This window comes from Streptomyces sp. NPDC043427, from assembly GCF_056436655.1.
Genome location: NZ_JBWKCC010000019.1, coordinates 132,654 through 147,457 on the forward strand (window position 1 = coordinate 132,654; position 14,804 = coordinate 147,457).

At 72.8% G+C, this 14,804-nt stretch carries 13 protein-coding genes; 4 read left to right on the plus strand and 9 right to left on the minus strand.

Annotated elements, in window-relative coordinates; genetic code table 11:
• The 5 genes from AC067M_RS27690 to AC067M_RS27710 all read right to left on the minus strand — a co-directional run.
• The coding region (locus AC067M_RS27690; protein WP_478699736.1) for an nSTAND1 domain-containing NTPase at positions 1-2,663 on the minus strand (2,663 nt) is incomplete at its 3' end.
• A 5-nt stretch (positions 2,664-2,668) separates the two neighbouring features.
• Positions 2,669-3,019 (minus strand): CU044_2847 family protein, encoded by a 351-nt coding sequence (locus AC067M_RS27695; RefSeq protein ID WP_478699737.1) that lies wholly within the window; start codon positions 3,017-3,019, stop codon positions 2,669-2,671.
• Between the two features lie 147 nt (positions 3,020-3,166).
• On the minus strand, positions 3,167-3,799 hold the full coding sequence (locus AC067M_RS27700) for a hypothetical protein (protein WP_478699738.1): 633 nt from the start codon (positions 3,797-3,799) through the stop codon (positions 3,167-3,169).
• A 135-nt stretch (positions 3,800-3,934) separates the two neighbouring features.
• A complete protein-coding gene (locus AC067M_RS27705; RefSeq protein ID WP_478699739.1) occupies positions 3,935-5,728 on the minus strand; it encodes a glycoside hydrolase family 3 protein in 1,794 nt (597 codons plus the stop codon).
• 310 nt (positions 5,729-6,038) lie between these two features.
• Positions 6,039-6,962 (minus strand): LysR family transcriptional regulator, encoded by a 924-nt coding sequence (locus AC067M_RS27710; RefSeq protein ID WP_478699740.1) that lies wholly within the window; start codon positions 6,960-6,962, stop codon positions 6,039-6,041.
• Between the two features lie 87 nt (positions 6,963-7,049).
• Here AC067M_RS27710 and AC067M_RS27715 point away from each other — a divergent pair, with 87 nt between their 5' ends.
• Genes AC067M_RS27715 through AC067M_RS27725 form a run of 3 tightly spaced genes read left to right on the plus strand, consistent with a single transcriptional unit; the run spans position 7,050 to position 9,900 of the window.
• Positions 7,050-8,000, plus strand: coding sequence for an EamA family transporter (locus AC067M_RS27715; protein ID WP_478699741.1), 951 nt, complete (start codon positions 7,050-7,052; stop codon positions 7,998-8,000).
• Positions 8,001-8,004: 4 nt separating this feature from the next.
• Positions 8,005-9,243 (plus strand): 3-phosphoshikimate 1-carboxyvinyltransferase, encoded by a 1,239-nt coding sequence (aroA, locus tag AC067M_RS27720; protein ID WP_478699742.1) that lies wholly within the window; start codon positions 8,005-8,007, stop codon positions 9,241-9,243.
• Positions 9,244-9,270: 27 nt separating this feature from the next.
• On the plus strand, positions 9,271-9,900 hold the full coding sequence (locus AC067M_RS27725; RefSeq protein WP_478699743.1) for a GNAT family N-acetyltransferase: 630 nt from the start codon (positions 9,271-9,273) through the stop codon (positions 9,898-9,900).
• Between the two features lie 25 nt (positions 9,901-9,925).
• Here the strand turns inward: AC067M_RS27725 and AC067M_RS27730 are convergent, their stop codons facing one another.
• Entirely contained in the window at positions 9,926-10,378 is a 453-nt protein-coding gene (locus AC067M_RS27730; RefSeq protein ID WP_478699744.1) for a pyridoxamine 5'-phosphate oxidase family protein, read from the minus strand.
• Positions 10,379-10,520: 142 nt separating this feature from the next.
• Here AC067M_RS27730 and AC067M_RS27735 point away from each other — a divergent pair, with 142 nt between their 5' ends.
• Complete coding sequence (locus AC067M_RS27735; protein ID WP_478699745.1) at positions 10,521-13,313, plus strand: ATP-binding protein; 2,793 nt, start codon at positions 10,521-10,523, stop codon at positions 13,311-13,313.
• 78 nt (positions 13,314-13,391) lie between these two features.
• On the opposite strand, the gene AC067M_RS27740 is transcribed toward AC067M_RS27735, so the two are convergent.
• The 3 genes from AC067M_RS27740 to AC067M_RS27750 form a co-directional block, all read right to left on the minus strand.
• Positions 13,392-13,844, minus strand: coding sequence for an iron chaperone (locus tag AC067M_RS27740; RefSeq protein ID WP_478699746.1), 453 nt, complete (start codon positions 13,842-13,844; stop codon positions 13,392-13,394).
• 135 nt (positions 13,845-13,979) lie between these two features.
• Positions 13,980-14,510, minus strand: coding sequence for a hypothetical protein (locus AC067M_RS27745; protein WP_478699747.1), 531 nt, complete (start codon positions 14,508-14,510; stop codon positions 13,980-13,982).
• Complete coding sequence (locus AC067M_RS27750; RefSeq protein WP_478699748.1) at positions 14,507-14,755, minus strand: helix-turn-helix transcriptional regulator; 249 nt, start codon at positions 14,753-14,755, stop codon at positions 14,507-14,509. The genes AC067M_RS27745 and AC067M_RS27750 overlap by 4 nt, the downstream gene beginning before the upstream one ends.
• Positions 14,756-14,804 lie beyond the last annotated feature (49 nt).

A 14,804-nucleotide genomic window follows, 5' to 3' on the forward strand; every position in this document is an offset into this window, starting at 1 on the left:
GGTTTGCTGGTGGCTGGGTCCCACAGGCGGACGTTTCCGTCGGCGCCTGCGGTGGCGAGGGTGTGGCCGTCGGGGCTGTATGCCACCGCGTTCACCGCGTCGTTGTGTCCTTTGAGGGTGGTGCGGGGTTTGCTGGTGGCTGGGTCCCACAGGCGGACGTTTCCGTCGGCGCCTGCGGTGGCGAGGGTGTGGCCGTCGGGGCTGTATGCCACCGCGTTCACCTCGCCGTCGTGCCCTTCGGCTTTGAGGGCGGGGCGGGCTTTGCCGGTGGTCGCGTCCCACAGGCGTACCCGGTCGGCGCCGGCGCTGACGAGGGTGCGGCCGTCGGGGCTGTATGCCACAGCACGCACCTCGCCGGTGTGCCCGGCCAGGCGGCGATGCGCCGGCAAGGCCGCGGCGTTTCGCAGGCTCTCGAAGGCCTCCGACGTATGGCTGCTGCGGTACGCCTTCACGGCCAGCAGTGCGGCGAGTTCCGGGTTCGTGTCCATGAGTTCGTCGGAATGGTCGGCAAGCTCCCGCGACAACGCCGCCTCCCGCGCATCAATCACCGTCCGCCACTGCCACACCGCACCCCCCGCCGCCACCAGCGCCAGCACCAACAACCCGCCCAGCACCACATTGAGCCGCCTGCTGCGGCGAATGACGGCCCGTTGGCGCTGCTTGCTGGCGTCGAGGTACGCCGTGATCTCGACCGGCAGCCGGCGGCGTCGTGACCATTCGAGGCCCTCGGCGAGTGCAGTCCCGCCCAGCAGGTCCCCCGGGTCCTTCGCCGCAACCCAGTGGTCCTGCCGCTCGCGGGTGTGGTCGAGCCATTCCTGGAAGCGGTGGTCCTGGTCGACCCACGCACGCAGTGCGCCCCAGTCGCGGATGAGCGCCTCGTGGATCAGCTCGGCGACCGGTTCTCCGGGAGGGGCGCCGGGGCTTTGCGGGGCCCGAAGCGTCTGGGTGGTGATGATGCGGTGGCGCGTGAGGGCGGCGATGACGTCGTCGACGGCTGCCTTCTCACCGTTGGGAGCTTCGCCGGGGTCCGACGCCAGCTCGCGCAGCTCGCCGAGGGGGACCTGGGTACGGACGGCCGTGATGTTGTGGCTGGGGTCGGCGGGGTGCACCAGGGACGTCAGCGTCCGCTGGGCGATGGCCCGTTGCTCGGGGGAGAGCTCGCTCAGGGCGCTGTCGCACCACGTCGTCACGCTCCCGCTGACCGCTCCGATGCGGCGATACGCCTCGTGGGTGAGGTAACCGTCCTGCCGCCGGAGCCAGAGCTGGCTGAGCGTCATCTCCAGTAGGGGGAGCACCGTGACAGGGGCCTGGCGGGTGGTGGCCGCCTCGGGTGAGGTGGCCAGGACGTCGGTGATGATCTGCTCGGGCAGGCCCGGCTGGAAGCGGAGCCCTACGTCCAAGGCGGGCAAAGTGATGATGTCGTGCAGGTCCTGCTGACTCAGGGAGCCCGGCACGTTGAGGAGTCCGGGCGTTGCGGCTTCCAGCAACCCGGGTTCTTTGGCGGCGAGCTGGGGATAGAAGTCGTCGCGCATGATCAGGATGACACTGAGCCGGGCTTCGGAGCCGACCGCCGTGATGATCTGGTCGGCGACGGCCAGCCGAAGCCGCTGCGGGCCGTTGCCGGGCTGCGTGAACAGCTCCTCGAACTGGTCGATGATCAGCAGGAGGCGCTCACAGCCGGGCTCGGCCGCGAGCCTGCGGCTCACGGCCGCCGCGATCCCGTCAGCGGTCGCCCCGGGCAGTCCGGCACGCTCGATCTCGGCGAGCATGTCCTGTCTGGGCCGGGTGAGCACGGGCAACCACCGGTCGCTGCCCGGCAGTTCCCCCGCGGCCAGCGCGCGCAGCACGCCCGCCTGGAGCAACGACGACTTGCCCGACCCCGACGGCCCGAGCAGCAGCGTCAGGCGGCGTTGCTGGGCGAGGTTCGTCACGACCTGCCGTACCGCCTCCTTGCGCCCCTGGAACCACCGGGCGTGCTCGGCGGTGAACGGCTCCAGCCCCCGGTACGGACACACCTCCAGCTCGGCCAGCTCCGGCAGGATCTCCCGCAGTACCTGCGTCGGAGTGACGTAGGCGATGCCCTGCCCCCGTTCGTACTCGTCGGGGGCGGTGATCTCGGTGAGCATGCCGATGACCAGGCCGGTCACCTCGTCGAGGACGGGGCCGCCACTGAAGCCGGTGGTGAGGTCGTTGGCGGCGGTCAGCTGCAGATGCGGACCCCTGCCGTCCGAGCCCGGCAGCAGATCGCCGCTCACACCGAAGCCGAAGTGTCCTTCCGGCGGGGCCTGGGCGGGGAACCCGAAGGAGCGGACCTGGTGGCCCCGGCACCCCTCCGCGGAGCCCAACGGCAGCGTCCGCACAGCCGCCGACGTACCGCTCAGCCGGATGAAGGCCACGTCCTCGCCCTCGGCGGCACGCCACAGCTCACCCGGGACATGCCCCTCCACCCGGTACGCGCCGTCCACGTGGGGGAAGGCCAGATGGATTTGCTCCCCGGGCCCCGCCCCGGCCGCCGCGACGACGTGCGCACAGGTGACCAGGACACCCTCGGCCACCAGGAATCCCGTCCCGGCCACTGCCCCGTCCGGCCCGAGGACCTGGGCCACGGCGGTGAGCAGATCCGATGCGATGCCGTCGCCGGGCTGCTTCTCCCCGCTGGTCACCGGGATCAGCCCGTACTCTCGCCCGCCTGCGGGTGACCGAAGTCGTCGCTCTTCCACGACATGGTCACCTTCAGGTGGCAACTGGCCTGACTTTTGGTGATCACGGCCCCGGCCTCGAACGCGAGGTCGACGCCGAACTCGATGGTGATCTCGTCGGGGCGGGCCTTGCGCAACTGCTCGAGTGTGGCGTGCGCGGCGTCGGTGACCGGCTCCAGTGCCGCTTGCAGGGTGCCCGGCAGCTCGCGCACGGCATCGCCGACGCGGCCGGCCTTCACCGGCCCGTCCCACACGCCCGGCTGCTCGATCAGAAGGTGGCCCCCGCCGTCCAGCGGAATCCGGGTCAGAGGTGTCACCACGCCCCCTCCGTCTCTCGCGTTCGCTCTCCAGGGACCTCGCCAGCATCCGCCGGGCCTGGCATATGCCGCATCTTGGAGTGAGCCGTACGTGGGAAGCGGCAGGCGAGAGTGTCAGGGCACAGGCTGTCGGCGTCCGGCAGCCCGGAATCACATCCGCTGGGCGCAGCCCAGCGGCTTCTCTCCGCCGAGTTGTACGTACAGGGCCGTGGACACCGGGCACTTCGGGCGGGTGTGCACGGCCTTGGTCACCTTGTACTCCGGGGCGCGCTGCCCCTCGCCGTCGCACGCCGTCTCCCGGACCTGGCCGTCGGCGAGGCCGTAGACGCAGTCGCCGACGATGGTGCGGGGGCCGCCTCCGCCGCCGGGGTCGCCGGGGTGTGGGGGCGCCAGTTTGCGCATGCAGGCGTAGCCCTGGGGGATCGCGCCGTCGCCGTCCTCGTCGGAGACGGTGGACTGTTCGCTGATGTGCAGGACGAAGTCCGTGGTGGCGGGGCAGGCGGGGCCGTCGCCCACCTTGCCGGCGTGCCGGGCGACGACCCGCGCCGCCGCCCGCTCGCCGTCGCAGGGCACCTCGGTGAAGCTGGTCGTGCCGAAGGAGCTGCACTCGTCGACGCCGAGGAAGACGGCGCCGTAGCCGGAGGGGGTGGCCGTGACGGCTGCGCGCTCGCCGAGTCGGCCCTCCTCGGAGGCGGAGGGCGCCGAGCCCTGGCAGCCGGTCAGCAGGAGGGCGAGCAGCACCGGCAGTGCGCGGGCCGCGCCCACGCTCCGTCTCTCGCGCATCGCCATCCCCCCAGATCCCCGACCAGCGTGACCCGCGGCGGCGGGCGCACGCCAGCGGTCCGGGGTGCTTTGCGCCCGTTGAGGATCGTACGCCCGTCACGAGGCGTACGTCCGGATACGTCTAACCGGATACGTCTAGTACGTCAGCCCGAACCCCAGGGGGTACAGCACCCGCGCCGGATCGTCCGCCCGTTGCACCGGCACCGGCAGCCGTCCCCGGGGGCCGACCCGCCCGGCGATCACGCGGGCCGCCGCGCGCAGTTCGACGTCGGTCCAGGAGTAGGTGGCCAAGAAGGCCTTGGCGGAGGGCAGTTGGGCCACGTCGTACGGGTTGCGGATCGCGATCGCCACCACCGGCTTCCCCGTGGTCAGCAACTGCTCCACCAGCGTCCTCTGGGAGCTGGTCGCCGAGACGTTGTACGTCCCCACGACCACCGCGTCCGCGCCGGCGGCCGCCGTCACCGCGCGGGTGATGGTCTCCGGTGAGGGCGCCGCGCCCGTGGACAGGGCCGTCGCCGTGAACCCGAGCTGCGTGAGGGCGCTCGCGAGGACTCCCGTCGGCGGGCCCGTGGTGCCCGAGGGGGAGGCCGGGTCGGCGCCGACGACCAGGATCCTGCGGTGCGTACGGCGGGACAGCGGCAGCAGTGGCCCCTCGTTGACCAGCAGGGTCGTCGTCCGCTCGGCGATCCGGTCCGCCGTCGCGAGGTGGCCGCGGGTGCCGACCGTGCGCCCGACGCCGGACTGGCTGACGTACGGGCGGTCGAAGAGCCCGAGTCTCGCCTTCAGGCGCAGGATCCGCAGAACCGACTCGTCGAGCCGCGCCTCGGTGAGCTCGCCGTCCTGTACGGCCTTCAGGACCGCGTTCCACGCCACGTCCAGCCGGGGCGGGTTGAGGAGCTGGTCCACGCCCGCCTTGAGCGCCAGCACCGGCACCCGGTCGTCGCCGTACTTCGTGCGTACGCCCGCCATGTCGAGCGCGTCGGTCACCACCACCCCGTCGTAGCCGAGGCGTTCGCGCAGGATGCCGGTGAGGATCGGGCGGGAGAGGGTGGCCGGGTCGCCGGAGTCGTCGAGCGCCGGGACCAGGATGTGCGCGGTCATGACCGAGTCGATACCGGCCGCGATGGCCGCCCGGAACGGCGCCGCGTCCAGCGTCTCCCACACCTCACGACTGTGGGTGATGACCGGGAAGCCGTAGTGACTGTCGACGGCCGTGTCGCCGTGCCCCGGGAAGTGCTTGGCGGTCGCCGCGACCCCGGACGCCTGATAGCCCCGCACCTCCGCCGCGACGAGGCGGGCCACCGCGGCAGGGTCGGCGCCGAAGGACCGTACGCCGATGACCGGGTTGGCCGGGTTGACGTTCACGTCCGCCACGGGGGAGTAGTCCTGCCGGATGCCGATCGCGCGCAACTCCCTGCCCGCGACCCGCCCGAGCGTGCGGGCGTCGGCGGTCGACCCGCCCGCCCCCACGGCCATCGCCCCCGGGAAGAGCGTGGCGGGCCTGCCCACCCGGCACACGATTCCGTGCTCCTGGTCGGTGGAGACCAGCACGGGCAGCCCGCGCGGCCGCGCCAGGGACGCCCGCTGGATGCCGTTGGACAGGTCCGCGATCTGGTGCGGGTCCCGGGTGTTGTGCGCCCAGATGAAGTAGATGACGCCGCCCACGTGGTACTTCGCGATCAGCTCGGCGGCGCTGCGGACGCCGAGCTCCCTGAGGTTGGCGTCGACGTCCGCCTGGTCGGGGGCGGTGGCCGAGTGGCCGTACACGCGCGTGACGAAGAGCTGGCCGACCTTCTCCTCGAGCGTCATCCGGGAGATCAGGGAGCGGAGCTTCTTGTCGTAGTGGCCGGCGGCGTACGCGGTGCTGCCGACCGCCAGGCCTGCGGTGACACCTGCGGAGGCGGCGAGAACGCTTCGTCTGGAGGGCACGTGTGCTCCTTCCGGAGGTCATCCACTGAAGGAAACTGCCGAATAGTCAGCAATATCCGGGAAGTTTCTACCGGTCAAGGGAGCGCGCAGGGGCCGGCGCAGGGGCCGTCATCGGCGCTGGGAGGGGGGCGCGCCGATGACGGCATGCTGCCGGCCGCGGTACGGCGGAGAGGGAGGTCAGCGTTCGCAGCCAGCAGCGAGGCCGACACCGCACCGGGTGACTCATCCGGCAGCCTGCGGGTTGGACGGGGCGGGGTGGGGGTGGGTTCCCGGGGAGGGGCGGATCGGCCGAAGTCGGTGCGTGGGGGATTCAAGAGGTACGGGGGACGTGTGCCGACACCGTCGGCCAGTGCTGCTGGAGCGCCCGCACCGTCTCCGCGATCGCCGGGCGCCGCGCCGCCCCCGTCCGCCACAGCGCGTACAGCCGTCGTACGGGCATGGGGTCGAGCGGCACCTCCACCACTCCCTCGGGCAGCGGCCCGCGCCCCAGCCGGGGGATCAGGGCGACCCCGAGTCCCGCCGCGACCAGCGCGACCAGCGTCGGGTTCTCGTCGGCCTGGTGGACGAGGTCCGGCTCGTGCCCGGCCGTACGCAGGGTGCGCAGCAGCCAGTCGTGGCACACCCGCCCCGGCGGCTGGCAGATCCACCGCTCGCCGCCCAACTCCTCCCGCCGTACGGCCGTACGCCCCGCGAAGGGATGCCCCGCCGGGACGAGCAGATCGCACAGGTCGTCCCCGATCACCGCCTGCTCCACGCCCGCCGGGGCGGGCAGCGGCGCGATGTCCCAGTCGTGCGCCACGGCCAGATCGACCGCGCCCTTGGCGACCAGATCGACGGACAGATGCGGGTCGACCTCGGTGAGCCTGGTGTCCAGGGCGGGATGGCGCCGAGCCAGGTCCGCCAGTACGCCCGGCATCAGCCCCCGCGCCGCCGACGCGAACGCGGCCACGCTCAGCCGCCCGGCGGGCACCCCGCGCCGCTCCTCCAGCTCGGTCTCCGCGCGCTCCACGATCGCCATCAACTGGTGTGCGGTGGCGGCCAGTTGATGTGCCTCGTCGGTGAGGCGCACGCCACGCCCCTCCCGTTCGAGGAGCACGGTCCTGGTCTCCCGCTCCAGCTTGGCGATCTGCTGCGACACGGCGGACGGCGTGTAGCCGAGCGCGGCGGCAGCGGCCCCGACGGTGCCGTGGACCGAGACGGCGTGCAGGGCGCGCAGGCGCTGGAGGTCGAGCATGGGGCTCCTTGGGATTAGCAATGCTTCATCCATCCGTGCAGCAATCATCGCTGGTGCTTCACGGTCCGTGGGCGTGATCCTCGACGCATGCGACCCGCACACCTCACGCTCGCCGTCCTCGTCGCCGCCGTCTGGGGCGTCAACTTCACCGCCATCGAGATCGGCCTCGACCATTTCCCGCCCCTCCTCTTCTCGGCCCTGCGCTTCCTGGCCGCGGCCCTGCCCGCCGTCTTCCTCGTGGGCCGCCCGAAGGTGGCGTGGAAGTGGATCGTGGGAGTGGGCCTGGTCCTGGGCGTGGCGAAGTTCGGGCTGCTGTTCGTGGGGATGGACGCGGGGATGCCGGCGGGCCTGTCGTCGCTGGTGCTGCAGATCCAGGCGGTGTTCACGGCGGTGTTCGCGGCGGTGGTGCTGGGCGAGCGTTTTCGAGGCGTACGCCTGCTGGGAATGCTGCTCGCGCTCACCGGCATAGCCGTCGCGGCCGTCGACGAGGGCACCTCGGGCCCCCTCGGCGCCTTCGCGCTCGTCATCGCCGCGGCCGCATGCTGGGGCGCGTCGAACGTCCTCACCCGCAAGGCGGCCCCACCGGACGCGCTGAACTTCACGGTGTGGGTGAGCACGGTCCCCGTACTCCCGCTCCTGGCCCTGTCCCTGCTGACGGAGGGCCCGGCGAGGGACCTTCAGGCCCTGCGGAACCTCGACTGGCAGGGCGCGGGCACACTCGTCTACGTCGCCTGGGTCACGACGGTGTTCGGCTTCGGCGCCTGGGGCTGGCTGCTGCGCCGCCACCCCGCGAGCACGGTCGCCCCCTTCTCCCTCCTCGTCCCGGTCTTCGGGATGTCGTCGGCGGCGCTGTTCCTGGGCGAGTCGGTGAGCCCGCTGAGGTGGTGCGCGGCGGCGCTGCTGGTGGGCGGGGTGGCGCTGACGTCGTGGACGCGGACGGCGCGCCCTGTGGGGCTTCGGCCGACCGTGGGCCTTCGGCCGACCGTGGCTCATTCCGCGGACTCCACCGCGCCGGAGGGGGCCGTGGGGCGATCATGAGGGCATGGCCCTCGTCGACATCCCCGGTTCCAAGTCCATCACCGCCCGCGCCCTGTTCCTGGCGGCCGCGGCCGACGGCGTCACCACCCTCGTACGGCCCTTGCGCTCGGACGACACCGAGGGCTTCGCCGAGGGCCTCGTACGGCTCGGCTACCGGGTCGGCCGCACCCCGGACGCCTGGCAGGTGGACGGCCGCCCGCAGGGGCCCGCGGTGCCGGAGGCCGACGTGTACTGCCGGGACGGCGCGACCACGGCCCGCTTCCTCCCCACCCTGGCCGCCGCCGGCCACGGTACGTACCGCTTCGACGCCTCCGCCCAGATGCGCCGCCGCCCCCTGCTTCCGCTCACCCGCGCCCTGCGCGACCTGGGCGTGGACCTGCGGCACGAGGAGGCGGAGGGCCACCATCCGCTGACGGTCCGGGCCGCCGGGGTCGAGGGCGGGAAGGTGACGCTCGACGCGGGCCAGTCCTCGCAGTACCTGACGGCCCTGCTCCTGCTGGGCCCGCTGACCCGCGAGGGCCTGCGGATCGAGGTCACGGACCTGGTCTCGGTGCCGTACGTCGAGATCACGATCGCGATGATGCGGGCGTTCGGGGTGGAGGTGACCCGCGAGGGCGACACCTTCGTCGTCCCGCCGACCGGCTACCGCGCCACGACCTACCCCATCGAACCGGACGCCTCCACCGCCAGCTACTTCTTCGCCGCGGCGGCCGTCACGGGCGGCGAGGTGACGGTCCCCGGGCTGGGCGAGGGGGCCCTGCAGGGCGACCTGGGCTTCGTGGACGTCCTGCGGCGGATGGGCGCGCGAGTGTCGGTGCGGCCGGACGGCACGACGGTGGAGGGCACCGGCGAGTTGCGTGGCCTCACGGTCAACATGCGGGACATCTCGGACACGATGCCCACGTTGGCGGCGATCGCCCCCTTCGCCTCCGGCCCGGTACGGATCGAGGACGTGGCGAACACCCGCGTGAAGGAGTGCGACCGTCTGGAGGCCTGCGCGGAGAATTTGCGGCGCCTGGGGGTGGAGGTGGCGACGGGGCCGGACTGGCTCGAGATCAGGCCGGGGGTGCCTGTCGGGGGAGCGGAGATCAAGTCCTACGGCGACCACCGCATCGTGATGTCCTTCGCGGTCACGGGACTTCGGGTGCCGGGAATCTCGTTCGACGACCCGGGGTGTGTACGGAAGACTTTCCCGGAATTCCACGAGGCGTTCGCGGGCTTGGGACGGGCGCTGCCGGGCTGACGGGGACGAGACGGAGACAAGGCGCGCATGAGCTACAAGCTGGAGGGGCCGCTTCTTGAGGGCGCGCTGGTGCGCCTGGAGCCGCTCGAACACCGGCACACGGCCGATCTGGCGGTGGCGGCGGAGGAGAACCGGGGGACCTACGAGTTCACGTGGGTGCCGAGGGCCGACGAGGTCGGCGCCTACATCGACGCCCAGCTCGCCCGCGCGGCGACGGGCCGACTCGCGCCGTACGCCCAGGTGTCTGTCGCCACGGGGAAGGCGGTGGGTGCGACGTCCTACTGGGAGCCGCGCTCCTGGCTGGACGAGGACCAACTGGACGCCGTCGAGGTCGGGTTCACCTGGCTCGGCGCGTCAGCACAGGGCACGGGCGTGAACGCCGAGGCCAAGCTGCTGCTCTTCCGGCACGCCTTCGAGGAACTGGAGGTCTCCCGAGTGGACCTCAAGACGGACGCCCGCAACGCCCGCTCCCGCGCCGCCATCCAGAGCGTGGGCGCCCGCTTCGAGGGCGTCCTGCGCAACTGGTCCCGCTCGTGGGCGCCGGGCGAGGAGGGCCGCTTGCGTGACTCCGCGATCTTCTCGATCACTGCGGACGACTGGCCCGAGTGCCGGGGGCGGTTGGAGGAGCGGGTGGCTCGGTTCCTGCCGCGGAGGTGAGGCGAGGCGAGCGCCGGCCGGAGCGTCAGACCAGCCAGCGGCCGTCACGCATCAATTCGCGTTCGGGCAGCTCGTCCGCCTCGCGCCAGGCCTGGATGCGGCGCGGGCTGACACGGAACCAGCTGTACCGTGCCGCCGACGCACGCGGGTCGAATCCGGTGCGTTCGGCGAACCGGTCGCCCCGCTCCCGCACGAGCGCGTCGATCTCGAGAACCTCGACCTCGCCCTCGATCATGGACACGTCCCGGGTGTGGCCCAGCGCCAGCCGCACAACCCGGGTGGCGGCCAGGTTTCTTCCGGTGGGGCTGTCCGTCGGCGTGGCCGCCCACAGCGCCTCGCCGTCCCAGTCGAAGGACAGCGGCACCAGATACGGCACGCCGTCCGCGGAGGCACTGGCCACCCAGACATCGACGTCGTGGGTGAGCCGGTGCTCGGTGTCGTGACGACGCTGAGCTCGGGAGCGGGGTTCGGTACTCATCGGTCCTGCTTCGCCTCCTGTTGCCGTGGGACACGATCGGCTCCTGCCTTGCCTGGCCCGACCGCCGTGGTCACAGCCTCTCCCGGCCGGGGCGCCGGTCGCCTCCGTGCTGACCACGGAAACCGCCACGGATAATGACGCGGTGTCCACTCCAGTGATCTCGGCCCGGGAGAACGACGTGCTCGCCCTGCTAGGGGAGCACCTGAGCAACGCGGAGATCGCCGCGCGGTTGGTCATCTCCGTACGCACCGTCGAATCGCACGTCTCCTCGCTGCTGCGCAAGCTGCAACTGCCGGACCGCCGGGCGCTCGCCCGGCACGCGGCCGCGTGCGCCCGCGCCGAGCAGTCGCGCTCGGCACCCGCCCTGCCGGCACCGTTGACGGCGTTCATAGGCCGGGTGCGGGAGCGCGGGGAGCTGGCCGAGGCGGTGAAGGCGCACCGGCTGGTGACCGTGGTCGGCCCGGGCGGGGTGGGCAAGACGCGCCTTGCGCTGGCGGTGGCGGCAGACGCAGCCGGTGACTTCGCCGACGGCGTGTGGTTCGTCGACCTGGTCCCGGTCACCGAGCCGGGCCGGGTGGGCGCGGCCGTCGCGGCGGCCGTGGGCGTGGGCGAGCAACCCGGCAGCGGCATCGACGACGTGGTGCTCGCCGCGCTGGCGGATCGCGGGGCGCTGCTGGTGCTGGACAACTGCGAGCAGGTGCGCGACGGGATGGCGCCGTTCCTGGAACGGCTGTTGGCGGCCTGTCCGCGGTTGCGGGTGCTGGTGACGAGCCGGGCCCGGCTGATGGTGCCGTTCGAGCGGGTCTTCCTCCTCCCGCCGCTGTCGCGGGTCGGCGGTGACGAGTCGGAGGCGGTGGCCCTGTTCACGGACCGGGCGGCGGCGGTCGGCCTGCCGCCGGGCCCGGCGGTGAGCGAGGGGGTCGTGGCCATCTGCGAACGACTGGGCGGCATGGCGCTGGCGATCGAGCTGGCGGCGGCGCGGTGGTCCACGCTCGGACTGGACGGCCTCGAAGCCGGCCTCTCCGATCAGCTGCGGATCCTCACCGGCGGATCCCGCGCCGACGACAGGCACCGGTCGGTGCGGGCGGTGCTGGACTGGAGCCACGACCTGCTGGAGCCGCAGGACCAGGCGCTGCTGCGCCGGGTGTCGGTGTTCGTCGCGCCGTTCACGGCCGAGGCGGCTGCCGAGGTCGCCGGGTTCGACGCGTCGGACCAGGTCGCGGTGGTCGACGGTCTCGGCAGGCTTGCCGAGCAGTCCCTGCTCGCCGTGACACCGTCCGAAACCGGCACCCGGTACCACGCGTTGGAGACGATCCGTCAGTACGGGACGGAACGGCTCACCGAGGCCGGCGAGCTGATCGACATCCGATCCCGCCACATGGACTGGTGCCTGACCGGCGCGGCCGCCCTCGGGGCAGCGTCGGGCGCGGACTGGCGCGCCCGGTTCGACGCCGTGGCGGACGACCTGCGGGCCGGCCTCACCTGGGCCGCCGACCGGCCGGAGCGGCGCGCGGACGCCCATCGTCTCGCCCTGTCCCTGGCCGAACTGGCCTTCTCCCGCACCCTGCTCGGCGAGTCCCAGCAGCGCTACGAGCAGGCGGCCCGGCTCGCCGACGACGCCGCCGGTGCCGCGGCGCTGCGGCAGGCCGCCGCGGTGGCCGGGTGCCGCAGGCTCGGCGACGACATGTTCCGGCTGCACCGTGCCGCCGCGGAGGCCGCGCGCCGGGCCGGGGACCGCGCCGGTGCCGGCCTCGACCTGGCGGCAGCCGCCACCGTCGCGTACCGCTTCTCCACGTCGTTCACGCGGATTCCCGCCGTGGACGAGGTGAGGTCCGTGCTCGGGCAGGCGCGCGAGCTGGCCGGCGACTCCCCGGCCGCCGAGGCGGCTGTGGCGCTGGCCGAGGCGGCGGTGATCACGGACGCGTACGGCGCGCTTCAGGGAGACGCGGACAACACGGTGCAAGAGACGGCCGAGCGCGCCGAACAGGCCGTCGGGCTCGCCCGGCGCGCGGGCGACCCGGTGGCGGAGTCCGCCGCCCTCGACGCGCTCTCCGGCGCCCGGAGCTGGGCCGGTGACGCCTTCGCCGGCGCGGCCGCAGCCCGGCGCCGGATCGACATCCTGGCGCCCGTACCGCCCACTCCCGCCAGTACGCACGAGGTGATGGACGCCCTCGCCATGGCCGCCGGAACCGCCCTCGGCGTGGGCGATCTGCCGCAAGCCCGACGGTGGGGCGGACAGCTCGCCGACCACCCGCTGCTGGCCGAGGCGGGTCACCACGCCACGTCCTGGATCCTGGTCGCGGACGCGTTCGCCGGCCATGCCGACGAGGTGATCACCCGCGGCGTACGGTTCCGCGACGCGTGGGAGCAGAGCGGACGTCCGCGGTCGCTCTCCCTCGGCGCCGGGGCCGCGTCGGTCGCCATGGTCCACGGCCTGCGCGGCGACCGCGACGCCCGGGCGGCCTGGCTCGCGATCGTCGACCAGGCGGACGCGGCGCCCCAGCACCGTCATGGCTACGGTGCGGTCTTCGACGCCACGGTCCTGCTCCACCGCGCAGACGTGGACGGGGCGCTGAAGCGGGTCGAGCCGGAGCCGGATCAGGTGTGGAAGTGGGTGTGCTGGATCTGGCTGCACTGGTACGTGGCGCTCCGTGCGGAGGCCGCGGTGCTCGCCGGGCACCCGGACGCCCGGGCCCGGATCGACGCCGCCCGCACCGTGGTCGCCGGCAACCCGGTCGCCACCGCCCAGGTGGACCGCGCGGAGGCGCTCCTCGACGGCGACCTGCCGCGGCAACTCGCCGCCGCGGCGGCGTTCGACGCGGCCGGCTGCCCCTACCAGTCGGCACGTACGCTGCTGCTCGCCGGGGGCGAACACGCCACCTCCGCCACGGCGGTGCTGGCCGGCCTCGGCCTCGCGCCCAAGCCCGTCCGGTAGCCGCCCGCCGGACCCCTAGGGCCTCTCGTTCGGATCATGCCGGGCTCGCGGGGTCCGGCCTGATCGAAACGAAAGACCCTAAGCCACCGCCTGCTTCACCAGTGCGGCGATCCGCGCCTCCACCTCGGCCGTCACCTCGGTCAGGGCGAAAGCGGTCGCCCACATCGGGCCCTCGTCCAGCTGCGCCGCGTCGTTGAACCCGAGCGTCGCGTAGCGCGCCTTGAACTTCGCCGCGCTCTGGAAGAAGCAGACGACCTTGCCGTCCAGCGCGTAGGCGGGCATCCCGTACCAGAGCTTCGGCGCGAGGACCGGGGCGTTGGCCTTGACGACGGCATGGACGCGCTCGGCCATGAGCCGGTCGGAGTCCTGCATCTCGGCGATCTTCGCCAGCACGTCCCGCTCCGCCTCCGCCGCCTTGTCCGCCCGCGAGCCGCGCCGCGCCGCCTTCTTCTGCTCCTGGGCGTGTTCCTTCATCGCGGCCCGCTCCTCGGCCGTGAATCCCTCGTACGCGCTGTTCTCGGTGCCTGCCATGATCACTCCTGAAGTGGTGGTCCGTGGTCCGTGCTCACAGCCTCTCCCGGCCGGGCCCGCTCCGCCTCCGTGCTGACCACGGAAACCACCACTGAACACGGTGGGTGGTCCGTGTCACCGTCGGCCAGGAGGACGTCAGGCCGCGAAGCCGTCCTCGTCAGCCGGTTCGTCCCGGACCGTCAGGCCGGCCACCCACAAGGGCATCAGCCAGTGCACCGCGAAGACCGCGATGAGCACCGGCGCCGCATGCGCCGTGGGGGCGCTGCCGGCGGCCGCGCCCGCGATCAGCAGGCCGGCGGCGGTCGTGGCGAGGAGCAGGGACGTCGCCCGGTGGGCGCGGGCCTGCACGCGGTTGCGTTCGGCCGACTGCCGCTCGTCCAGCGCCCGTTCACGCAGTTCGAGCAGGCCGCGGGTGGCCCCGTTGATCGCCCCGGTCGCGACCATCCACGGCGCCATCAGCACCGCCATGACGGCGGCGGCCCACATCGGTTTCCCCTCCGCGAGCCAGAAGTGGGTCATGAGCCCGCCGATGGCCGCGGTCAGCACCAGATGCGAGGCGACGACCAGGCGCCGACGGGTGGCCGTGGCGTACAGCGGCCGGCCTCGGCGGTCGTTCATCAACCGCAGCATGACGCGGTCGTAACGCGTCAGCGGTGTCGTGGTCATGGCGTCTTCCTCCCGTAGATCTCATCCGTGAGCGGCCGGAACGGTTCGAGGGAGAACAGCGCCTCCACCGGCAGCTCGAAGAACTTCGCGATCTTCAATGCCAGGTCGAGGCTCGGGTTGTACTGCCCCCGCTCGATGTAGCCGATGGTCTGGTAGTGCGCTCCCACCGCCTCGGCCAGGTGCTGCCGCGACACCTTCCGTTCGGCGCGCACCATCGCCAATCTGTTGTGCACCTGCTCGCTCATGTATAAGAAGTACTACATCTTGAGTGAGGGCTGCAACACCCCAGGTGCC